Annotated in this window: 18 protein-coding genes; 12 read left to right on the plus strand and 6 right to left on the minus strand. The window is 67.5% G+C overall.

Going from position 1 to position 21,573, the window contains the following annotated elements:
- Positions 1 to 2: 2 nt before the first annotated feature.
- Together AC1D1A_RS10605 and AC1D1A_RS10610 are read right to left on the minus strand one after the other, a co-directional pair.
- Positions 3 to 809 carry a type 1 glutamine amidotransferase gene (locus AC1D1A_RS10605; RefSeq protein ID WP_476858407.1) on the minus strand — a complete coding sequence of 269 codons (807 nt, stop codon included), beginning with the start codon at positions 807 to 809 and terminating at the stop codon, positions 3 to 5.
- Positions 806 to 2,095: a MurT ligase domain-containing protein gene (locus tag AC1D1A_RS10610; RefSeq protein ID WP_476947706.1), complete on the minus strand. Its 1,290-nt coding sequence runs from the start codon at positions 2,093 to 2,095 to the stop codon at positions 806 to 808. The genes AC1D1A_RS10605 and AC1D1A_RS10610 overlap by 4 nt, the downstream gene beginning before the upstream one ends.
- Positions 2,096 to 2,198: 103 nt before the next feature.
- On the opposite strand from AC1D1A_RS10610, the gene pdxT reads away from it, so the two are divergent.
- The 9 genes from pdxT to AC1D1A_RS10655 all read left to right on the plus strand — a co-directional run bounded on the left by pdxT (position 2,199) and on the right by AC1D1A_RS10655 (position 12,245).
- A complete protein-coding gene (pdxT, locus tag AC1D1A_RS10615) occupies positions 2,199 to 2,900 on the plus strand; it encodes a pyridoxal 5'-phosphate synthase glutaminase subunit PdxT (protein ID WP_476856804.1) in 702 nt (233 codons plus the stop codon).
- Positions 2,901 to 2,903: 3 nt separating this feature from the next.
- Entirely contained in the window at positions 2,904 to 3,659 is a 756-nt protein-coding gene (locus tag AC1D1A_RS10620) for a YebC/PmpR family DNA-binding transcriptional regulator (RefSeq protein ID WP_223916716.1), read from the plus strand.
- Between the two features lie 49 nt (positions 3,660 to 3,708).
- Complete coding sequence (ruvC, locus tag AC1D1A_RS10625; protein WP_079554348.1) at positions 3,709 to 4,287, plus strand: crossover junction endodeoxyribonuclease RuvC; 579 nt, start codon at positions 3,709 to 3,711, stop codon at positions 4,285 to 4,287.
- Between the two features lie 125 nt (positions 4,288 to 4,412).
- Positions 4,413 to 5,057, plus strand: a complete 645-nt coding sequence (gene ruvA, locus AC1D1A_RS10630; protein WP_018773177.1) for a Holliday junction branch migration protein RuvA — start codon at positions 4,413 to 4,415, stop codon at positions 5,055 to 5,057.
- Complete coding sequence (gene ruvB, locus AC1D1A_RS10635; RefSeq protein ID WP_476849318.1) at positions 5,050 to 6,174, plus strand: Holliday junction branch migration DNA helicase RuvB; 1,125 nt, start codon at positions 5,050 to 5,052, stop codon at positions 6,172 to 6,174. Before ruvA ends, ruvB begins: the two co-directional genes overlap by 8 nt.
- 214 nt (positions 6,175 to 6,388) lie before the next feature.
- Positions 6,389 to 6,811 (plus strand): preprotein translocase subunit YajC, encoded by a 423-nt coding sequence (yajC, locus tag AC1D1A_RS10640; protein ID WP_476849317.1) that lies wholly within the window; start codon positions 6,389 to 6,391, stop codon positions 6,809 to 6,811.
- A gap of 104 nt (positions 6,812 to 6,915) precedes the next feature.
- A complete protein-coding gene (gene secD, locus AC1D1A_RS10645; protein WP_476858410.1) occupies positions 6,916 to 8,691 on the plus strand; it encodes a protein translocase subunit SecD in 1,776 nt (591 codons plus the stop codon).
- Positions 8,692 to 9,711 carry a protein translocase subunit SecF gene (gene secF / locus AC1D1A_RS10650; protein WP_230008622.1) on the plus strand — a complete coding sequence of 340 codons (1,020 nt, stop codon included), beginning with the start codon at positions 8,692 to 8,694 and terminating at the stop codon, positions 9,709 to 9,711.
- Positions 9,712 to 9,926: 215 nt separating this feature from the next.
- Complete coding sequence (locus AC1D1A_RS10655) at positions 9,927 to 12,245, plus strand: RelA/SpoT family protein (protein ID WP_476849343.1); 2,319 nt, start codon at positions 9,927 to 9,929, stop codon at positions 12,243 to 12,245.
- Positions 12,246 to 12,272: 27 nt separating this feature from the next.
- On the opposite strand, the gene AC1D1A_RS10660 is transcribed toward AC1D1A_RS10655, so the two are convergent.
- From AC1D1A_RS10660 to AC1D1A_RS10670, 3 genes are all read right to left on the minus strand, one after another.
- Positions 12,273 to 12,965 (minus strand): hypothetical protein, encoded by a 693-nt coding sequence (locus AC1D1A_RS10660; RefSeq protein WP_476947707.1) that lies wholly within the window; start codon positions 12,963 to 12,965, stop codon positions 12,273 to 12,275.
- A 116-nt stretch (positions 12,966 to 13,081) separates the two neighbouring features.
- Complete coding sequence (locus AC1D1A_RS10665) at positions 13,082 to 14,770, minus strand: DUF349 domain-containing protein (RefSeq protein WP_476947708.1); 1,689 nt, start codon at positions 14,768 to 14,770, stop codon at positions 13,082 to 13,084.
- A gap of 61 nt (positions 14,771 to 14,831) precedes the next feature.
- On the minus strand, positions 14,832 to 15,638 hold the full coding sequence (locus AC1D1A_RS10670; protein WP_476947709.1) for a peptidylprolyl isomerase: 807 nt from the start codon (positions 15,636 to 15,638) through the stop codon (positions 14,832 to 14,834).
- 278 nt (positions 15,639 to 15,916) lie between these two features.
- Here AC1D1A_RS10670 and hisS point away from each other — a divergent pair, with 278 nt between their 5' ends.
- On the plus strand, positions 15,917 to 17,257 hold the full coding sequence (gene hisS / locus AC1D1A_RS10675) for a histidine--tRNA ligase (RefSeq protein ID WP_476947710.1): 1,341 nt from the start codon (positions 15,917 to 15,919) through the stop codon (positions 17,255 to 17,257).
- Here hisS and AC1D1A_RS10680 read toward each other — a convergent pair.
- Complete coding sequence (locus AC1D1A_RS10680) at positions 17,254 to 18,633, minus strand: APC family permease (RefSeq protein WP_476947711.1); 1,380 nt, start codon at positions 18,631 to 18,633, stop codon at positions 17,254 to 17,256. The genes hisS and AC1D1A_RS10680 overlap by 4 nt on opposite strands.
- 123 nt (positions 18,634 to 18,756) lie before the next feature.
- On the opposite strand from AC1D1A_RS10680, the gene aspS reads away from it, so the two are divergent.
- Both aspS and AC1D1A_RS10690 read left to right on the plus strand, forming a co-directional pair.
- Positions 18,757 to 20,541: an aspartate--tRNA ligase gene (gene aspS / locus AC1D1A_RS10685; RefSeq protein WP_476849310.1), complete on the plus strand. Its 1,785-nt coding sequence runs from the start codon at positions 18,757 to 18,759 to the stop codon at positions 20,539 to 20,541.
- Positions 20,542 to 20,636: 95 nt separating this feature from the next.
- Positions 20,637 to 21,467, plus strand: coding sequence for a GNAT family N-acetyltransferase (locus AC1D1A_RS10690; RefSeq protein ID WP_476947712.1), 831 nt, complete (start codon positions 20,637 to 20,639; stop codon positions 21,465 to 21,467).
- Positions 21,468 to 21,573: the final 106 nt, after the last annotated feature.

Below are 21,573 nucleotides of genomic sequence, written 5' to 3' on the forward strand. Positions count from 1 at the left end.
GGTCAGCGGGGCCGGCGGGCGGCGTGTTCCCGCGCCAGCACCGCGTAGGAGTCATCCGGCGTGCCCGGGGTGAAGCTGCCGTATTTGCGTTCGACGGCGGTCCGGATCAGGAAATCCGCGAGAGCCGGGTTCTTGGGCAGCAGCGAGCCGTGCAGGTAGCTCGCCACGATGTTGCGGTAGCGGGCTCCCTCCTGGCCGTCCGTGCTGTTGTTGCCGGTACCTTTGGCCGTCGTCCCGAGCGGTTCGACGCCCGGTCCCAGTGTGGTCTGGCCGCTGTGGTTTTCGTAGCCGAGGATGTTGCCGAATTCGGGGGAGGAGACCGTGACGTTGCCGATCAGGCGCTCGTCGGTGCCGTGGGTTTCCACGTCCAGGATGCCGATGCCCGGAAGGACCGACCCGAGCCGGGTCTTGAAGAATTTCCCGAAGAGCTGGTACAGCCCGCAGATCACGAGCATCGGGGTGCCCTCGTCGGCCATCTGCTTCAGGGTGGACTCGCGCGAGAGGAGGTCGTCCTGGATGACGAGCTGTCCGCTGTCCTGTCCGCCGCCACCGACAATCAGGTCCACATCTGCCGGGAACGGGTCACCAACGTTGTACTCGAGCAGTTCCGGCGTGTAGCCGTGCCAGCGCAGGCGCTGCGCGAGGACCAGGGCGTTGCCCCAGTCGCCGTAAATGTTCATGTCCCGCGGGTAGAGCTGCAGGACCCGGATGGTTCCCTTGCTGGGGGCCGCGGAATCTTCGGGCGGAAGTTCGTGCCCGAAGGACAGCTCGTGCGGGGTTTCGGGGGATTCGGGGGACGCGGGGGTCATGAGACCACCTCCACTGTGGTGATTTTGGACAGCTCGCGGCGGATGGCCAGCATGGCCGTGTAGGTGCAGAAGATCCTCTTCGGCTTGCCCTCGCCGCCGCGGATGAACGCTGCCAGTGCCGGCGCAATGTCCGTGTCGACGGCGCCGATCGCGACGTCGTCGTACTGCAGCCGCAGCGCCATGTCATACGCGCGGGAGCCCGAGAGCTGGTCCACGCCGCCGTCGCGGAGCGTGTCGAATTCGACGTCCCACAGCCAGGACATGTCCCGGCCGTCGGCGTAGTTGTCGTTGATCGCGATCATCGTGGCGTACCCGGCGGCGGGGAACGATTTGAGGCCGAGCCGGAAACCGCTGGGGTTCTTGACCAGGACCAGTTCCAGCGGCAGGCCATCGACCACGAGGCTTTCGCCGCGGCCGAACGCCGGCGCCACCTTGGACAGCGCCGTGAGCAGGCCGGCCTGGTCGGTCCCGGTGCCGCGGGCGCCGGAGACGCCGCGGGCCAGGGTCAGCGCGGCGGCGGCATTGAAGATGTTGTAGACGCCGCGCAGTTTCATCCCCGTGGTGACCGTCGCGCCGTCGTACTCGAAATCGGCGTCGTCGGCGCCCACGCGGCGCAACACGACGTCGGCGGCGGGCCGGGCGGGGGCGGCCGGCACCGGGCTGCCCGGGGCGGCGCGCATGTCGTCGTCGTTGGGGAAGGTGCTCAGCAGCGAATCGTCGAGCCCGAAGTAGAGCACCTCCGGTCCGTCCAGGGTCTGGGCGATCCGGGCGACGCGCGGGTCTTCCCGGTTCAGGACCACGGTCCCGGTGGTCTTGGACGCGATGTGCTGGAGCAGTTCGGCGGTCTTGTCGATCTCGCCGAACCGGTCCAGCTGGTCGCGAAGGACATTGAGCAGGAGGCTGTACCGCGGCGGGACCTTGTTGACGAAGTGGACGGCATGCGCCTCATCCAGTTCCAGGACCGCGACGTCGGCATCGAGCCGGCCCCGCCAGTCGACCTCGCCCAGGAGCGCCGCGGCCACGCCGCGGGTGAAGTTGCTGCCGGTGCGGTTGGTGAAGACTCTCAGTCCCTGGCTCTCGAGCAGTTCCACAACCATCTTGGTGGTGGTGGTCTTCCCGTTCGTGCCACTGACGACGGCGACCCCCAGCGGCAGCGTGGACAGCGTCCGCCGCATGAAATCGGGGTCGATTTTTTCGACCACAAGCCCGGGGAGGGCCGAGCCTCCGCCCCTGAGCCGGGAGACCCGGCGGACGAACTTGCCGAGCGGAACGCTGAAGTAAAGCATGCTCTGTAATATATCCCAGCAGCGGCATGGAACCCGGACGCCCGGTGCCGCTGCATGCGTCTTCCATGCGTGCCGTGCAGGCGCAGAGCATTATGCTGTGGGGATGACCACCCCCTCTTTTTCCCCTGAATCCCGCGTGGGAACGGGGCTCCGGATCGGCGTCCTGGCGCTGCAGGGCGATTTCCGGGAGCATCTGCATGCCGTGGAAGCCGCCGGCGCCGCCGGCGTCGGGATCCGGCGTCCCGCCGAACTCGACGGCCTGGACGGGCTCATCATCCCCGGCGGCGAATCGACCACGATCGACAAGCTCTCCCGGATCTTCGGGCTCCGAGATCCGCTGCGCGAACGCATCCAGGCCGGCCTGCCCGTTTACGGCTCGTGCGCCGGGATGATCCTGCTGGCGGACGAGATCGCGGACCCGGCGAAGGACCTGGCCGGAAACCCGCAGCAGACGTTCGGCGGACTCGACATCACCGTGCGCCGCAACGCCTTCGGCCGGCAGCGCGAGTCCTTCGAGACGGACCTGGACTTCATGGGGTTAGGGTTCAGCGCCGCGGGCGGGGCAGTGGCCCCGGTCCACGCCGTCTTTATCCGCGGGCCCTGGGTGGAGCGCGTCGGCGACGGCGTCGAAGTCCTTGCCCAGGTGGAACCGTCCAAAGCCGGCCACCCCGAATCCCTGGACGGGACGGCTAGAATTGTTGCAGTGCGTTCCGGCAAGCTGCTGGCCACCTCCTTCCACCCGGAAGTGACGGGGGAGAAGCGCGTGCATGAACTGTTTATTCGAATGATCAGAGGAGAAGCGTAAAGCATGTCAGGCCACTCCAAATGGGCGACGACCAAGCATAAGAAGGCCATCCTTGACAGCCGCCGGGCCAAGTCGTTCGCCAAGCTGATCAAGAACATCGAAGTCGCCGCGCGCATGGGCGGCCCCGACCTCTCCGGCAACCCCAGCCTGGAACTGGCCGTCACCAAGGCGAAAAAGACGTCGGTGCCCGCTGACAATATCGACCGCGCCATCAAGCGCGGCGCCGGGCTCACCGGCGAGGTCGTCGATTACACCGAAATCATGTACGAGTGCCGCGGCCCGCAGGGTTCCGCGCTGCTGATCGAGTGCCTCACGGACAACAAGAACCGTGCCGCCTCCGAGGTCCGGCTCGCCATCTCCCGCAACGGCGGCACGATCGCCGATCCCGGCTCCGTCAGCTACCTCTTCTCCCGCAAGGGCGTCGTCTCGCTGCCGAAGAACGGCCTGGCCGAGGACGACGTCCTGATGGCCGTGCTGGATGCCGGGGCCGAGGAAGTCAAGGACAACGGCGACAGCTTCGAGATCCACTCCGAGCCGACCGACCTCCAGGCCATCCGCGATGCCCTCACGGAAGCCGGCATTGAGTACGACACCGACGAGGCCGAGTTTGTGCCGTCCATGCAGGTGCCGCTGGACCTTGATGCCGCCAAGAAGTTCATGAAGCTGGTGGACGCCCTGGAAGAGCTCGACGACGTCCAGAACGTGTACAGCAACGCCGACCTCAGCGACGAAGTGCAGGCCGCACTGGAAGCCGAGTGACCCGCTCACCCAAACGTGACTTTTGGGGCCCGGTCTTGACGGCCCAACCGTGACGCTGCGCGTGTTGGGGGTCGACCCGGGCCTCACCCGTTGCGGGATCGGCGTTGTCGACGTCGAGCGGAACCGGCGGGCCACTTTGGTGGCCTTCGGCGTTGTGGGCACCTCACCCGAGGAGAGCCTGGACCAGCGGCTGCTGGTCATCGCCACGTCCATCGACGAGTGGCTGGACCGCTACGAACCCCAGGTCCTCGCCGTGGAGCGGGTCTTTTCCCAGCTCAACGTCAGCACGGTCATGGGGGTGGCGCAGGCCTCCGGTGTGGTCATTGCGGCCGCCGCGCGCCGTGGCATCCCGGTGGCTCTGCACACCCCGTCCGAGGTCAAGGCAGCCGTGACGGGAAGCGGGACCTCGAACAAGGATGCGGTCACCAAGCTGGTGACCAAGATCCTCCGGCTGGACGCGCCTCCGCGCCCTGCCGACGCCGCCGACGCCCTTGCGTTGGCCATCACCCACGCTTGGCGGGCCGGCAGCGGGGCCGCCGTAGCCACGACTGGGCCGGGCAGCCAGTCCCTCACTCCGGCGCAGCGGGCGTGGGCGGACGCGGAGGCAAAAGCGCGCCGTGCGCGCTGAATGTCCGGCTGTGACGCCGCGGGGCTTGGTAGGGTATTCGTAGATATGTTCGGATAGCCGGCGTGCCCGGCTGTACGTTCTTTCATCACCCAGTTGTAGACGCCAGTTAGACCAGGAGCCCGGCCTTGATCAGTTTTCTTCGTGGAACCGTTGCGCATGTTGGCCTGTCCTCCGCCGTGATCGACCTCAACGGCGCCGGCATGAGCGTCAACGCCACACCGCAGACCCTCAGCGGCCTCCGGGTGGGTGAGGAGGGAAAGCTATTCACGTCCCTGATCGTGCGGGAAGACTCGCTGACCCTGTTCGGCTTCGCCAGCGATGACGAACGCGAGGTGTTTGATGTGCTCCTCAGCGTCAGCGGAGTCGGTCCCCGCCTCGCACTGGCGGTGCTGGCCGTCCACGAGCCCGAAGCCATCCGGGTGGCCGCCCACTCCGGCGACGGCAAGGCCTTCACGAAGGTCCCCGGCATCGGACCGAAGGTGGCCGGCCGGATCGTGCTCGAACTAGCCGGCAAGCTTGTGCCGCACGGCACCGCCGGCGCGCCTGTCGCGGCCGTGTCCGCCGAATCCGTCTGGAAGCCGCAGGTGGTGGCCGCGATGACCAGCCTGGGCTGGTCCGAAAAGGATGCCACGGCCAGCATCGACAAGTCCCTTGCCGATTCCCCGGACCTCGCGGCGAACGGCAATGTGGCGGAGATTCTCCGCGCGACGCTGCGCTGGCTGGGCCAGGACGGCGCCCGCGCCGGGAACCGGGTAGGCGCGCGTGGCTGAGCCGTCGATCGTCGCCGGGGGAGAGGAACCGGAGGAGCGGGTCATCGAAGCCGCCCTGCGGCCCAAGAACCTGCACGACTTCGTGGGCCAGCACCGGGTCCGCAAGCAGCTCTCCCTCGTGTTGGAGGCCTCGCGCATGCGTGGGCGCAGCGCGGACCACGTGCTGCTCTCGGGCCCTCCCGGCCTGGGCAAGACCACACTGTCCATGATCATCGCCGCCGAAATGAACGTTCCGCTGCGGATCAGCAGCGGCCCGGCCATCCAACACGCGGGCGACCTTGCGGCCATCCTGTCCTCACTCTCTGAGGGCGAGGTCCTGTTCCTGGATGAAATCCACCGCATGTCCCGGCCGGCCGAGGAAATGCTGTACATGGCGATGGAAGATTTCCGCGTCGATATCGTCGTCGGCAAGGGCGCCGGCGCCACGGCCATTCCGCTGGAGCTGCCGCCCTTCACGCTCGTCGGCGCCACCACGCGGGCCGGCCTCCTTCCCGGCCCGCTGCGGGACCGGTTCGGTTTCACCGGCCACCTCGAGTTTTACTCCGTCGAGGAGCTGGAACTGGTCCTGCGCCGCTCCGCCGGCCTGCTGGACCTGAAGGTCAACTCCGCCGGATTCAGCGAGATTGCCGGCCGGTCCCGGGGCACGCCGCGCATCGCCAACCGGCTCCTGCGCCGGGTCCGGGACTGGGCGCTTGTGCACGGCATCGAGCAAATCGACGCGCGGGCGGCCTCCGCGGCCCTGGACATGTATGAGGTGGACAAGCGGGGCCTGGACCGGCTGGACCGTGCCGTTCTCGAGGCCCTCATCACCAAGTTCGGCGGCGGCCCGGTAGGCCTGTCCACGCTCGCGATCGCCGTCGGCGAGGAAACGGAGACCGTGGAAACGGTCGCCGAGCCCTATCTGGTGCGCGAAGGACTCCTGGGCCGGACGCCGCGCGGCCGGATAGCCCTGGCGCCGGCATGGACGCACCTGGGCTTCGCCATTCCGGCCGGCGCCTTCGGCCAGGACCCGCTGGAACTGTTCCAGGCCGACGAGCCGGGCGAGAGCCCGATCGGCGGGTCCGGTGGGGATCTCGGCGAAGAAACCGATCCTCAGTGGATCCGAAACAGCCGCTAGCACCGTTCTTTCAGCTTTTCCCTTTAGACTGGTATGACGCTCGGCACGTCCGGGTTTTGTTTCCGTGGGCGGAGAGCAGGTAGCCGCCGGCGGTCTGGGGGACGGTCTCGCGGCCAGTTTGCTGCGCAGACCCCTGCCCGCGCCGTCAGGAGCAAACGGACGTTGCTGAAAAACAGCTATGCAAGTACAGAACGGAACTTTCCCCTTGGATCTAATGACAATTCTCCTGTTCGTGATGCTTGGCGTGTTCGTCTTCATGATGTTCCGCCGCAACAAGAAAACGCAGCAGCAGCAGGCGCAGCTCCAGTCGAAGTTCGGCCCGGGCGTCGAGGTCATGACGAGTTTCGGGCTGTTCGGCCGGATCGTCGACATTGACGAAGCGGAGAACAAGGTCACGCTTGAGCTTTCCCCGGGCAACACGGCCACGGTGCACCGCCAGGCCGTCACCAAAATTGTGGAGCCGGTTGTCGCCGCCGAGGAGCCCACGGTCGTTCCCGACGACGCGTCCTCGCTGACCACCGAGAAGCTGGGTGCTGAGGGGACCGACGCCAGCGCCCCCGTCCACGACGCGCCGCGCACCGAAACGCCCGAGGAAACCCTGCGCCGCCTCAACGACGAAGGCAAAAAAGACAGCTAGTCTGCCTACCTGAGCTATCCCGCGAAGCAACGGTTGCGGGCATCCGTCGGCGGGGCCCAGAGCCCGCGCCGGCGGATCCGCCGTAAATAATAGAAAGATCGACAATGGCACGAACTGGCCCCAAAAACTCAGCCATCAGGATGCTGGTCTGGCTTGGCGTAATCATCGCCGCCATGACGGCTGTCCTGGCGGGCGGCACGATGGCCGGCCAGGCGGGCTGGGCTCCAAAGCTCGCACTGGACCTTGAAGGTGGCACCCAGATGATCCTGGCGCCCAAGGTTGAGGGCGGTTCGGGTATCACCGAAGACCAGCTCAACCAGGCCGTGGCGATCATTCGCCAGCGCGTGGACGGCTCGGGCGTCGCGGAAGCGGAAATCAGCACGCAGTCCGGCCGCAACGTCGTCGTCAGCCTCCCGGGAACCCCTGCCAAGGAAACCCGTGCGCTGATCCAGGCTTCCGCCGACATGAACTTCCGCCCGGTCATCCAGACCGGCCCCGGCGCAGCGGTCCCCGCCGCCTCCAGGACCCCGGATGCCCAGCTGCCGAAGCCGACAGCCGCGCCCGCCAACAGCAGCGATGAGAACTGGATTACCCCCGAGGTCTACAAGCAGTTCGAGGCCCTCGACTGCGACAACCCCTCCCAGGACAAGCAGCAGCGCTCCGACCCGACCAAGCCGCTGGTGACCTGCGAGCCGGCCTCGGCCAAGTCGCCGGCCATCAAGTACATCCTCGGTCCGGTGGAGGTGAAGGGCTCGAACATCAAGTCCTCCTCGTTCCAGCTGCAGCGCGGCGCCCAGGGTGCCGTGACCAATGAATGGGCCGTCAACATCCAGTTCGATGACGCGGGCACCACCAAGTTCAAGGAAATCACCGAGCGCCTGTACCAGTTCTACGCCGCCGGCGGCGGCCAGACCGGCTCGGATCCGAAATCCCAGTTCGCAATCGTCCTGGACGACCAGGTCATCTCCGCCCCGCGCTCCCTCGCCGTCATCACCGACGGCCGGCCGCAGATCACCGGCGGATTCACCGAGGAGTCGGCCAAGGCCCTCTCCGACCAGCTCCGTTTCGGTGCCCTGCCGATCAGCTTCGAAATCCAGAGCGAACAGCAGATCTCGGCAACCCTCGGCGGTGAGCAGCTCCGCATGGGTATGCTCGCCGGCGTGATCGGCCTCCTGTTGGTGTTTGTCTACTCGCTGTTCCAGTACCGGGCCCTTGGCCTCGTGACCGTGGCATCCCTCGTGATCGCCGGGGTGCTGACGTTCTTGGCCATCGCCATCCTCGGCTGGACCGAAAACTACCGGCTTTCGCTCGCCGGCGTCGCGGGCCTGATCGTGGCCATCGGCCAGACAGCCGACTCGTTCATCGTCTACTTCGAACGCATCCGCGATGAGCTCCGCGAAGGCCGCGGCCTGGTCTCGGCCGTCGAAAACGGCTGGAAGCGGGCCAAGCGCACCATCCTCGCGTCCAAGGCCGTGAACCTTCTCGCCGCCGTCGTGCTGTTCTTCGTGGCAGTGGGCAACGTCCGCGGCTTCGCGTTCACCCTCGGCCTCACCGCGATCGCCGACCTCATCGTCGTCTTCATGTTCACCCACCCCACCCTGCAGCTGCTGGCCCGGACCAAGTTCTTCGGCGAAGGCCACCGGTTCTCGGGCCTGGACCCGAAGCGCCTCGGCGCCGTCCCGCTGTACCGCGGTGCCGGCCGGGTCCGGACCCCGGAGGACAAGCCCGTGGCAGTGGTGCGCGCGAAGAACACCGGCGCCGCCGCCGAGGCAGAACGCCGGATGACCATTGCAGAACGCCGCCTCGCCGAAAAGCAGGAGCAGGCACAACAGGCACAGCTCGCCGGTACCTCCAAGAGCGCGTCCAAGGAGGGCAAGTAAATGGTCAACTTCTCAACATTCGGCAATGAGCTGTACACGGGCAAGCGCTCGTACGACTTCGTCGGCTACAGGAAGCTGTGGTTCCTGATTGCCGGGATCGCCGTCGCCCTCTCCATCCTGATCCCGGTCGCCAAGGGTGGGTTCAACCTCGGCATCGAGTTCCGCGGCGGCTCCGAGTTCACGGTCTCCAACGTCAAGACCACCGAGGCCTCCCTCGGCGAGAAGGCCGTCAAGGACGTCGTGTCGGGATCCGTGCCGCGCGTGGCTAACGTCGCGGGTACCACCATGCGCATCCAGACGGACAAGCTCTCCGACGACGAGACGCTGCAGATTAAGGAAGGCCTCACCAAGGCCTACGGCGTGACCGATAACGAAGTCACCTCGACCTTCGTCGGCCCCACCTGGGGTGCGGACGTCACGAAGCAGGCGCTGATGGGCCTGGCAATCTTTGTGGGCCTGGCCGCCGTCCTGATGGCGCTCTACTTCCGGACCTGGAAGATGTCGCTCTCGGCACTTGTCGGCATGGCGGTCACGATGTTCGTGACCGCCGGTGTTTACGGCCTCAGCGACTTCGAAGTAACGCCGTCGGCCATCATCGGCTTCCTCACGGTGCTCAGCTACTCGCTGTACGACACCGTGGTGGTGTTCGACAAGATCCGGGAGAACACCTCGGACATGCAGGCCTCCACCCGGCGGACCTTCGCCGAAGAGGTCAACCTCGCCATCAACCAGACCCTGGTCCGGTCCATCAACACCATGGTGGTGGCCATCCTGCCGGTCGGTGCGATCCTCTTCATCGGGGCCGGGCTGCTCGGTGCCGGAACGCTGCGGGACCTGTCCCTGGCGCTGTTCGTGGGCATCCTGGTGGGCACTGCCGCCACGATCTTCATCGCGGCTCCGCTTTACGCCGCGCTGCGGCAGGGCGAACCCGACCTGGTCAAGCAGGCCAAACGGGTGGAACAGAGGCGTGCTGACGCGGCAGCCAAGGCCGAGTCGCCGGCGTCGCCCGCCACGGCCTGAACCGTCCCCAGCGGCCACAAACGGGCCGGAGACCGTCGTTTTCGACGGCCTCCGGCCCGTCGCCGTATCCCCGCCGGTTATCGAAGTATCCTGCTGCGGGAATACACTTGAATAATTAACCGGTCGCGAGAGGTGCTCCATTGGAAGAACGTTCGACGCCGGTGCCGGAGGCACCTGCGGACAAGGGCCAAGGCCAGGGTTCACAGACTGGCCTGGTGGTTCCCGGACGCCCCGATGTTCCCGTGCCGGTGGACAACTCCGGTGCCCGGCCCACTTTTCCCGGCCGGCGCGAGCGCACGAGGTCCCGACTTGCCCGGCTGACGGGCCGTGGCACTCCGGCCTACTCGCCGATTTTGGAGCCGTTGCTGCGCACTGTGCGCGCCAACAACCCCAAAGAGGATTTCGATCTCATCCAGCGTGCCTTCGTGGTCGCCGAGCGCTGCCACCGGGGCCAGAAGCGCAAGAGCGGCGACCCGTACATCACCCACCCCGTCGCGGTGGCCACCATCCTCGCCGAACTCGGCCTCAGCGGCACCACGCTGGCCGCGGCCCTGCTGCACGACACCGTCGAAGACACGTCTTACACCCTCGCCGACCTCAAGACCGAGTTCGGTCCGGAAGTGGCCATGCTGGTGGACGGCGTCACGAAGCTGGACAAGGTCAGCTTCGGTGAGGCGGCCCAGTCCGAGACCGTGCGCAAGATGGTCGTCGCGATGGCCAAGGACATCCGCGTCCTGATGATCAAACTCGCCGACCGGCTCCACAATGCCCGTACGTGGCGTTTTGTCTCGGCTGAGTCCTCGGCCCGCAAGGCCCGGGAGACGCTGGAAATCTTCGCGCCGCTGGCCCACCGGCTTGGCATGAACACCATCAAGTGGGAGCTGGAGGATCTGTCCTTCGCTGCCCTCTATCCCAAGGTGTACGAGGAAATCGTGCGCATGGTGGGGGACCGGACCCCGGAACGCGAAAAGAACCTGGCGGTCATCCGCAACCAGATCACCGAGGACCTCAGGGCCGCGAAGATCAAGGCCACGATCACCGGGCGGCCAAAGCACTACTACTCGATCTATCAGAAGATGATCGTCCGCGACAAAGACTTCGACGACATCAACGACCTCATGGGCGTGCGCGTCCTGGTCGATTCTGTCCGGGACTGTTACGCGGCCCTGGGCGCGATGCACTCGCGCTGGAACCCCCTGCCCGGGCGGTTCAAGGACTACATCGCGATGCCCAAGTTCAACATGTACCAGTCGCTGCACACCACGGTGATCGGTCCCGGCGGCAAGCCGGTGGAAATCCAGATCCGCACCCACGAGATGCACCGCCGGGCCGAGTACGGCGTCGCCGCGCACTGGAAGTACAAGGACCAGCCGAACCGGACGGCGGCCGGCCCCGGCAGCCCGCGCGACGGCGACATGGGCTGGCTGCGTTCCCTTGTGGACTGGCAGCAGGAAACGTCGGACCCCGGCGAATTCCTTGACTCCCTGCGCTTTGAAATCAACGCCCGGGAAGTGTTCGTCTTCACCCCCAAGGGCGAGGTCATGGCACTCCCCGCCGGGTCCACGCCCGTCGACTTCGCGTACGCCGTGCACACCGAGGTGGGCCACCGGACTATCGGCGCACGCGTCAACGGCAAGCTCGTTCCGCTCAACAGCGAACTGAACCACGGCGACTGGGTCGAGATCTTCACCTCGAAGGCCGAAGGCGCCGGCCCCAGCCAGGACTGGCAGCACTTCGTCAAGAGTGCCCGGGCCCGGAACAAGATCAGGCAATGGTTCAGCAAGGAACGCCGCGAGGAAGCGATTGACCGCGGCAAGGACCTCCTGACCAAAGCGATGCGGAAGCAAAACCTTCCACTGCAGCGGCTCATGACCCACGACGCCCTCGCTGCGATCGCAGAGGACTTCAAATACGCTGACATCTCCGGGCTCTACGCCGGCGTGGGCGACGGCCATACCTCCGCCCAGTCCGTGATGGAACGCCTGGTGGAGAGCCTGGGCGGGAATGAGCACCCGGACGATGCCCTCACCGAGGTCTCCATCCCCACCCAGGTCAGCAAGGCCCGGTTCTCCGATTCCGGCGTCGTTGTCCGCGGCGTGGACGACGTCTGGGTCAAGCTCGCCCGGTGCTGCACGCCGGTCCCGCCGGATCCGATCCTGGGCTTCGTCACCCGTGGCTCCGGGGTCTCCGTGCACCGGACCGACTGCACCAACGTGAGCGGCCTGATGGACCAGCCGGACAGGATCGTGGAGGTGGACTGGGCCCCCACACAGTCCAGCGTGTTCCTGGTGGAGATCCAGGTCGAGGCGCTGGACCGCAAATCGTTGCTCTCCGACGTCACCCGGGTGCTCTCGGAAAACCACGTCAACATCCTGGCGGCGAGCGTGCACACGTCCACGGACCGGGTGGCAATCTCCAAGTTTGCCTTCGAGATGGGCGACCCGAAGTACCTTAGCCACGTGCTCAGCGCGGTCCGCAGGATCGACGGCGTCTTCGACGTGTACCGCACCACCGGAAACCGCCGCCGCAGCTGACCCGGCAGTTCAGGCCTCGGTCCAGGCTTACTGGACGGGATCTTCTGGCGCCTCCGGCTCTGCCGCGAGGGCGGCGAGCTTCGCCAGGGCCGCCCGCTTATGCGGAACGCGCGGACTCGCCTCCACGGCGAGCCTGAGCAGCCGCAGGCGGACGCCCAGCTCGGCACGAGCCAACAGCGCCCTGAGGGCCGGCACGGCCCGCTCCGCGTCCACGTGCATCGCCACGTCCACCGCCGTGCGCAGCGGGCTGGACACCATCAGGCCTCCCATGCTCACGACGTCGAACGGCCCCAGCCGAACTTCGTGGAAGGTGCAGCCGCGCACGGACCGCAGACTGGAAATCCGCCGGTTGGCGTCAACCAGCAGCGCCAGGCGGTCCGGTTCCGTGGCACACCCATAGATCCATGCCGCGGTCATCCGGCCAGCCACGACCCGCTGCCGGATCGCCGGCGCCACCACCAGGGCCGCGGCCCGCGCGCGAAGCTGGGGACTGGCATGGGATCCGGGCGGCAGGTAGCCGCGCTGATACAGCTGCGTCAGCACGCCGTCGGCGGCCATGGCCTGCAGCTCCGGCCAGGAGAACAGCGCGCCGGGGGAGTAGAGCTCGCAGTGTTCCGGCCCCGGACCTGGACTTGGAGTCCCCGGCACCGGAGCTCCCGGCACCAGGGCGTGCCGGCCCGGATCCGGCGCAGCGGTGGGAGCGCGGGGCATGATTACCATTCCGCCATCGTTCCCGGTTCCCCGGACATAGAACAGGCCCCGTACCGGTCATGTGGATAACCGAAACGGGGCCTGGACTGACCTGCTGGTGTACTTCGTACTGGGGTGCCGTGTGCCTAGGAGAGTTCGCTCGCTGAGCGTTCGAGCTGCTCCAGCCAGGCCTGGCGTGCCTCGAGGGCTTCCCGGGCGGCCTTGATCTTGCGCTCGTCGCCGGCCTTCTCCGCCTTGGCCAGATCTTCCTTGAGGCCGGCAATAGCGGCCTCGAGCTGGGTGAGGGCGCTGTTGGTGCGCGCCTTCGTCTCCGGGTTGGAACGCTTCCAGTTTTCGTCCTCGGCGTGGCGGACAGCGTCCTCCACCTTCCGCAGACCGGCTTCGATGCGGCCCATGTCGGCGCGCGGCACCTTGCCAGCCTCTTCCCAGCGGTCCCGGATGGACTGCAGCGACTTCTTGGCTGCCGCGAGATCCTTGATCGGCAGGAGCTCGTTGGCTTCCACCAGGAGCGCTTCCTTTACCACCAGGTTCGCACCGTACTCCTGGTCGATCTCGTCGTTGGCTGCCTGGCGGTTGGTGAAGAAGACGTCCTGGGCGGCGCGGAAGCGGGCCCACAGCGCGTCGTCGTCCTTGCGGCTGGCGCGGGGTGAGGCTTTCCACTCATCCATCAGGCGGCGGTACTCGCCGGCGGCAAAACCCCAGTCGGTCGAGGAGGAAAGGGCCTCGGCCTCGGTGATCAGCTTCTCCTTTGCGGCCTTGGCCGCCGAGTTGTTGCTGTCCAGCTGTGAGAAGTACGCGCGGCGGTGCCGGTCAAACACCGTGCGGGCGGCGCGGAACCGCTTCCACAGTGCGTCCTCGTTGCTGCGGCCGAGCCGGACGCCGCTCTTCTGGGCGGTCTTCCAGCTCTCGAAGAGTTCGTTCATCCGCGCGCTGGAGGTCTTCCACTGGATCTGCGCGGGATCGTGGCCGGCAATTTCCTCGGCCTCGGCCACGATGGCCTCGCGGGCGGCAAGCTCAGCGGCGCGGACAGCGTCGTGCTCGGCCTTCTCAGCCTTTTCCAGCTCGCCGATCTGTGTCACCAGAGCGTCCAGCCGGGCCTCGGCGGAGCGGATGTCGCCCACCATGTTCCGCTCGGCGAGCTGCTCGCGCAGGTGCGTGACGGTCTTCTGCATGTCCGCGGTGGGCGCCTTGGAGCTCACCCGCTGTTCCAGCAGGACGATCTGGGCCACGACGTCCTCGAACTTCCGGGCGAAGTAGCCCAGGGCCTCGTCCTCGCTAACACCCGGGTACTGGCCTACGGGGTATTCCGTGCCGTCAACGGTCAGGAAGACGTGGCCGTCGCCTTCAACGCGGCCCCAGCGGGCCGCTTCGGCCAGTGAAGCTGCGGAGGACACGGCCGCCGGGGCCGGGGCCGGTGCGGCCGCGGACGGCTTGGCCTTCGGCCGGCCGGCAAACGCTGCCGGGCTCGGCGCGGGACGCGCGGCCGGCGCGGGACCCGGCGTCGGAACCGGGGCGGCGGTGGCTTCAGCTTGGTCAACAGGCTCGGCCGTCTCCGCCGGCTCGGCAGGTTCTGCCGGAACGGGCGGCACAGTGGGCTCGGCAGGTTCTGCCGGAACGGCGGGCACAGTGGCCTCGGGTGCCTCGGCGGGTGCCTCGGCGGGTTCCTCGCTGGTCGCGGCTGGGGCCTCGGGTGCCGCAGTTTCGCCGTCGGCGTCTACGGCAGCGCCTGCACTCTCGGCGGGGGTCGCCTCGGTTTCGGTTTCGTTGGCAGCTGCTGTTGCCAATGTTTCGTCGGATTTCTGACTGTCTGTCACCGCTAGAAGTCTTTCGCTTGGAGGGAAATACCGGGACCAGGGCCTTGGGGGCCGCGGCTGGTTACTTCAGTGAGAACGAGTCTATCGTGACTGGTTCCGCAGGTGCGCCGTCGGTGGCGTTGTCGCCGGGCTTCAGTCCGGCAGCGGCAATACCGCCCACCACGTCGAGTCCAGAGGTCACCTTGCCCACCACCGTATAGCCCCCGGCGGCATCCGCTGGAATGACGGTGTCCTTGTACACAATGAAGAATTGGGTGCCGTTACCGTTGGCGTTCCCGCCGGTCCGGGCCACTGCGATGGTTCCGGCGGGGTACTTGTTGTCCGTCGGGGTGTTTTCCAGCGGGCCCCAGGTGTAGCTCGGGTCGCTGCTGCCGTCACCTGTTTTGGAACCGCACTGGAGTACGCCGAAGTTCTCCGCCGTGGTCAGCCGGTGGCAGCTGACGCCGTCGTAGAACTTTTGGTCGGCAAGGGATTTGAAGACCGCCGCGGCCTGGGGGGCCTTCGTGCCGTCGAGTTCGACGCCGAGCGTGCCGCGGTTCAGCTTGAGCTCGCCCGTGAACGTCTTGCCCGCGGCAGTCTCCGGCTTGGGGATGTTCGCGCCGTTCGTCGGGGCCGCTGTGGGTGAGGCGGATGCCGACGGGCTGTTCAGTCCCTCCTGCGCGGCCGCGAATTCCTCTTCGGTCGGGTTTGAGGCGAAGGCGGTCAGCTGAAGCACCAAGGCCAGGCCAATTGCGGCCGTGCCGGCGCTGATGGCGAAGACGTTGTCGCGCTTGCGGCGCTTGTCCTGGTCCCGGCGCAGGCCGCGCCTGGCCTCCATCTGCTGGACGCGCCGCTTCGCCTCGCGTGCGCTGCGTGAACTGGCCGCCAAAGGTCCTCCTGGTTGTATGGCCGCCACCATGACGGGGCCGTAGGCGCCGTCGCGGTAGCAGCAGCAAGCTGCCGGCAGTCCCGCCGGGTCCGGCTCCGTTGGAAGAAGCGGGCGCCGAACGCATAAACTGACTGCCGCACACAGTTTATGCACGACTGGCCGGTCTGCCGCTTATCTTCGTTACGTTTCGACAGAGAGAATGCCGCCTGACGCCCGCGCCCGAAGATACTGCACTAGCAACGAGATACCGCAGTGGTAACCAGAGGAGAAATTTCACCATGGCACGCACAGCCTCCCTGTCAGGATTCCCCGAGTGGCTTCCCGAGGAGCGGCTGGTGGAACTCCATGTGCTGGACACGCTGCGCCGGACCTTCGAGCTCCATGGTTTCTCCTCGATCGAGACCCGCGCCGTGGAGACGGTGGGCCAGTTGCTGCGCAAGGGGGAAATCGATAAAGAGGTCTATGGCCTGAGCCGGCTCCAGGACGATGAGGACTCCGCGGCCAAGGCTGACCCGCATGCCCTTGCCCTGCACTTCGACCTCACCGTGCCCTTCGCCCGGTATGTCGTGGAAAACGCCGGCTACCTGGCGTTCCCGTTCCGCCGTTACCAGATCCAGAAGGTCTGGCGCGGCGAACGTCCCCAGGAGGGACGGGCCCGCGAGTTCACCCAGGCGGACATCGACGTCGTCGGCGACGGCGAACTGCCGTTCCGGTACGACGTTGAAATCGCGCTGGTGATTGCCGAGGCGCTCAACGCGCTGCCCATCCCCGACTTCCTGCTGCGGATCAACAACCGCAAGCTGGCCGAGGGCTTCTACACCGGGATCGGCCTCACGGACACCGCGGGCGTCCTGCGCAGCATCGACAAACTCGAGAAGGTCGGCCCGGCGAAGGTGGTCGAGTTGCTCAAGGAGGAACTCGGCGCCACTGACGATCAGGCGCAGGCTGCCCTGAAGCTCGCGGGCATCCGCACCACGGACACGTCCTTTGTGGAGCAGGTCCGGGCGCTCGGCGTCACCAACGAGCTGTTGGAGGAAGGCCTGAACGAACTGGAGCAGGTCATTGCGGCCGCCGTCCAGCACGCGCCGGGACGGGTCGTCGCCGATCTCAGCATCGCCCGCGGCCTCGATTACTACACCGGCACCGTGGTGGAAACCGTCCTGGTGGGGCACGAGCAGCTGGGCTCGATCTGCTCCGGCGGCCGCTACGACGCCCTGGCGAGCAAGGGCAACCGCAAGTTCCCCGGCGTCGGCCTCTCGATCGGCGTGACCCGGCTGGTGTCGCGGATCCTGAGCCAGGACCTGGCCAAAGCCACCCGCTCCGTGCCGACCGCCGTGCTGGTGACGCTCAGCAACGACGACAGCTGGGCCGCCGCACAGGATGTCGCCGCGCAGCTGCGCAGCCGAGGCATCGCCACGGAGGTCGCCGCGAAGGCCGAGAAGTTCGGCAAGCAGATCAAGTTCGCCGACCGTCGCGGCATTCCGTTTGTCTGGTTCACTGACGACGACGGCAAGCACCAGGTCAAAGACATCCGCACGGGCGAGCAGTACGACGCCGACCCGGACTCGTGGACGCCCTCCGAGGAGGACCTGCACGTGCGCGTAATCGCCGCGGGCTAGGACTTCCGGGCAGGCCCGTTAGTGTCCCGCGTCCTGCGCACCAGCAGGACGAGGAACCGCCCGGCCACCCCTGCCGCCAGCACCGCCGCCATGAACAGCACGGAGGCCGGCGGCAGGGTGACGGCCAGGACCAGGCAGCCGAGGAAGCCCAGCACATTGAGCCAGCGCGGCGCATGCCAGGGGCGGCCGGCCAGCGTGAAAGCCGCGGCGTTCGTCACGGCGTAATAGACCAGCACGCCGAAGCTGGAGAATCCGACCACGGTCATCACGTCTGTGCTCAGCAGCAGGACCACGACGGCGGCCGCGACGGCCAGTTCCGCGGTTAACGGTACGGTGCGGGCGCGGCCCACCCTGGCCAGCGGGGCGGGCAGGTCCCGTTCCCGCGCCATCGCCAACGTGGTCCGGCCGACCCCGGTGATCAGGGCCAGCAGCGCGCCGAGGCAGGCCGCCGCCGCTCCGGCCTGGACGAACGGGACGCCGGCGCCGAGGCGGGAGACCGCCACCGCGTCCAGCAGCGGCGCCGTCGAACCCGCCAGCTGCTGCGGGGGCAGGTGCCACTGCAGCAGCGCGGCCAGGCCAAGGTAGATCACGAAGGCCCCGGCCAGTGCGGCCAGGATGGCCCGCGGGATGGTACGGGCGGGATCCTTGACCTCCTCGCCGAGGGTGGCGATCCGCGCATAACCCGCGAAGGCGAAGAACATCAGCCCCGCCGCGGGAAGGACGCCCCAGCCGCCGGAGGGCGGCGCGGGATAGGCCGGCGCCGCCGACACCGCGGGGGCGCCCGCCGGGTGCGGACCGAGCAGGGATGCCACGGCGACGAAGACGAGAGTGGCCAACACGACGGCCAGCAGGATCCTGGTCAGCAGTGCGGTCCGCGTGATGCCGAGCAGATTAACTCCGGTGAGGACGACGACGCCGGCGACCGCCAGCGGCGTGGCATAGGCCGGCGCCACGTAGTGCCCGAACGTCAGCGCCATCGCCGCGCAGGACGCCGTCTTACCCGTAATGAAACCCCAGCCCGCAATGAAGCCCGGCCACTGGCCGAGCTGCCGGCGCCCGTACACGTAAGTTCCCCCGCTGTCGGGGTACCTCGCCGCCAACTGCGCCGACGCGACGGCATTGCAGTAGGCGATGACGCCGGCCACGGCCACGGAAAGTGTCAGCAGCGGCCCGGCCAGGGCTGCGGCGGGGGAGAACACGACGAACACGCCGGCGCCCAGCATCGAACCCAGGCCGATTGCCGTGGAATCGAACACGCCGAGGCGGCGCTGCAGCCGCTGGGGTGGCCGCTGCGGACCAGGCCGGCCGCCGGGCTGATCGCGGTGCTGACCGAGGGGCTGGTCACCGGGCTGGGTTCCGTTGCGCCGGGTTGCCATGGCAAAAGGGGCCTTTCCAACGGGTAAACTCGAACGGGATCGTTCCCGTAGCGATCATATTAGAACGTCATTGTTTTGTTATCGCTTTTGATTTTCCCTCTGTCTTCTTCAGAAAGGCGTGCTGTGCTGCGCACACATGACCTCGGATCACTTCGCTCCGAGCACATTGGACAAACCGTAACCCTCGCCGGCTGGGTCGGCCGGCGTCGTGACCACGGTGGTGTCGCATTCGTTGACCTGCGCGACGCGTCCGGCGTCGCCCAGGTTGTGGTCCGTGAAGAAGAGGTCTTCCACGGACTGCGCAACGAGTATGTGCTGCAGATCGTCGGCACCGTCTCCCAGCGTCCCGACGGCAACGAGAACCCGGCGCTTCCCACCGGCGAGATCGAGGTCATGGCCGAGAAGGTCACGATCCTCAACACCTCGGATCCGCTGCCGTTCCAGATCGACGAACACGTTGAGGTGGGCGAGGAAGCACGCCTGAAGCACCGCTACCTGGACCTGCGCCGCCCCGGCCCCGCCCGTAACCTGCGTCTGCGTTCGGAAGCCAACCGGGTGGCCCGCGAACTGCTCCACCAGGACGGCTACGTGGAGATCGAAACCCCCACGCTGACCCGTTCGACGCCGGAAGGCGCCCGCGACTTTGTGGTTCCCGCCCGCCTGGCGCCGGGTTCCTGGTACGCGCTGCCGCAGTCCCCGCAGCTGTTCAAGCAGCTCCTTCAGGTGGGCGGCTTCGAAAAGTACTACCAGATCGCCCGTTGCTACCGCGATGAAGACTTCCGCGCGGACCGCCAGCCGGAATTCACCCAGCTGGACATCGAGGCCAGCTTCGTGGAGCAGGACGACATCATCCGTCTGGGCGAGAACATCGTCAAGGCCCTGTGGAAGCTGATCGACGTAGAGATCCCGACGCCGATCCAGCGCATCACCTACCACGACGCCATGGCCCGCTACGGCTCGGACAAGCCGGACCTGCGCTTCGGCCAGGAACTCACCGAGCTGACCGAATTCTTCAAGGACACCAACTTTGGTGTCTTCAAGGCGCCCTATGTCGGCGCCGTCGTCATGCCCGGCGGCGCCTCCCAGGCCCGCCGGGCCCTCGACGCCTGGCAGGAGTGGGCCAAGCAGCGCGGCGCCAAGGGCCTGGCGTACGTCCTGTACAAGGAAGACGGCGAACTCGCCGGTCCCGTCGCCAAGAACCTCACCGAGACCGAGCGGGCGGGCCTCGCCGACGCCGTCGGCGCCAAGCCCGGCGACTGCATCTTCTTCGCCGCCGGCGAGAAGACCCCGTCCCGCGCGCTCCTCGGCGCTGCCCGCGTCGAGATCGGCCACCGCACCGGGCTCATCAACCCCGCTGACTGGGCCTTCTGCTGGGTCGTGGACGCGCCGATGTTCGAGCCGGCCGCCGCTGCGGTCGCCTCCGGCGACGTCGCCGTCGGCGCAGGCAAGTGGACCGCCGTCCACCACGCGTTCACCTCGCCCAAGCCCGAGTTCATGGACTCCTTCGACGCCGATCCCGAATCGGCGCTGTCCTACGCCTACGACATCGTCTGCAACGGCAACGAAATTGGCGGCGGCTCGATCCGTATCCACGAGCGCGACGTCCAGGAACGCGTCTTCGAGCTCATGGGCCTGGACAAGGAAGACGCCCAGACCAAGTTCGGCTTCCTGCTGGAGGGCTTCAAGTTCGGAGCCCCTCCGCACGGCGGCATCGCCTTCGGCTGGGACCGCGTGGTTGCCCTGTTGGCCGGTGTGGAGTCCATCCGCGACGTCATCGCGTTCCCGAAGTCCGGCGGCGGCTTCGACCCGCTGACCCAGGCTCCCGCTCCCATCACGGCGCAGCAGCGCAAGGAAGCCGGCGTCGACTTCAAGCCGCAGCCCAAGAAGCCTGAGGACGGCAGGGACTAGCCTGCGAGCTTCAGCGGCAGGGACTCCCCGGGCAACCGGGGAGTCCCTGCCGTCTGTCATTAGTTGCCCGCATTCGTCCCGGACGGAGTAGCCCGATGAACCTGGACCCGCGCCCCGGGATGATTCCTGGATCCATCCCCGGGCTGGAGACGCTGATGGATGCAGCGTGGCCTGCCGCGGAGCGCGAGGAATCCGGCGGGTGGGTGCTGCGGGCGGCGTCAGGGGTGACCCAGCGGGCGAACTCGGTCTGGCCGAGGGATCCCGGCGAGGATCCGCACCGGCAGCTCGCCGCAGTCCGTGACGCGCGGCTTTGGTACCGCAGCCGGCGGCTTCCGCTCATCTTCCAAATTTTTGACGGCTCACGCCACGCGGCGCTCAACGCGGTGCTCGACGCCGAAGGGTTCACCCGGCAGTCCGAAACCTTGGTGCTGGTCCATGTTCCCGGTGCTGAGTCCGGCGTCGGGCCCGGCGCCCCCGAACCTGCCGTGGAAATTTCGGCCGAGCCGTCGGCGGAATGGCTGGAGCTGTGGTGGAGCGTCGACGGCCGCGGGGGAGCGGACGAGCTCGCCGTGGCCCGCGGCATTCTCGAAGGGTGCCCCTCGCTGTACGCTCTGGTGCGGGACGACGTCGGCGCGCCAGCCGCCGTCGCACGCCTCGCCTTGCCCAACACCGGCCCGTCCGGGCCCGGGTGGGGCGGGCTGTACTGCATGGCAACGCGTCCGGATGCACGGCGTCGGGGCTATGGCGGCCGGGTGGTCCGGGCGCTGCTGCACGAGGGCGGGGCCCGCGGCCTGGCGGGGTACTGGCTGCTGGTCATGGCCTCCAACGCCGGTGCCCGTGAGCTGTACGCGCGGGCAGGGTTCCGCGAAACCGGCCGCTACCTCTACCGTCAGGACAGGCCCAAGCGGCACCTGACCGGCTGCTAAGGATTCCGGCTCCCGCCGTTAAGGGCTCTCCGGTGTCGCGGGATGTCCCTCGGCTCAATGCTCACGCTCGAGGACAGCCTATGTCGCTATTTCTGTCGGTGCCTCC

This window comes from Arthrobacter sp. P1_B9 (assembly GCF_056406495.1).

Coding starts and splice junctions, on each gene's coding strand:
- AC1D1A_RS10605 (WP_476858407.1), bottom strand. CDS start 809: ATGACCCCCGCGTCCCCCGAATCCCCCGAAACCCCGCACGAGCTGTCC.
- AC1D1A_RS10610 (WP_476947706.1), bottom strand. CDS start 2,095: ATGCTTTACTTCAGCGTTCCGCTCGGCAAGTTCGTCCGCCGGGTCTCC.
- pdxT (WP_476856804.1), top strand. CDS start 2,199: ATGACCACCCCCTCTTTTTCCCCTGAATCCCGCGTGGGAACGGGGCTC.
- AC1D1A_RS10620 (WP_223916716.1), top strand. CDS start 2,904: ATGTCAGGCCACTCCAAATGGGCGACGACCAAGCATAAGAAGGCCATC.
- yajC (WP_476849317.1), top strand. CDS start 6,389: ATGACAATTCTCCTGTTCGTGATGCTTGGCGTGTTCGTCTTCATGATG.
- secD (WP_476858410.1), top strand. CDS start 6,916: ATGGCACGAACTGGCCCCAAAAACTCAGCCATCAGGATGCTGGTCTGG.
- secF (WP_230008622.1), top strand. CDS start 8,692: ATGGTCAACTTCTCAACATTCGGCAATGAGCTGTACACGGGCAAGCGC.
- AC1D1A_RS10660 (WP_476947707.1), bottom strand. CDS start 12,965: ATGGTAATCATGCCCCGCGCTCCCACCGCTGCGCCGGATCCGGGCCGG.
- hisS (WP_476947710.1), top strand. CDS start 15,917: ATGGCACGCACAGCCTCCCTGTCAGGATTCCCCGAGTGGCTTCCCGAG.
- AC1D1A_RS10680 (WP_476947711.1), bottom strand. CDS start 18,633: ATGGCAACCCGGCGCAACGGAACCCAGCCCGGTGACCAGCCCCTCGGT.
- AC1D1A_RS10690 (WP_476947712.1), top strand. CDS start 20,637: ATGAACCTGGACCCGCGCCCCGGGATGATTCCTGGATCCATCCCCGGG.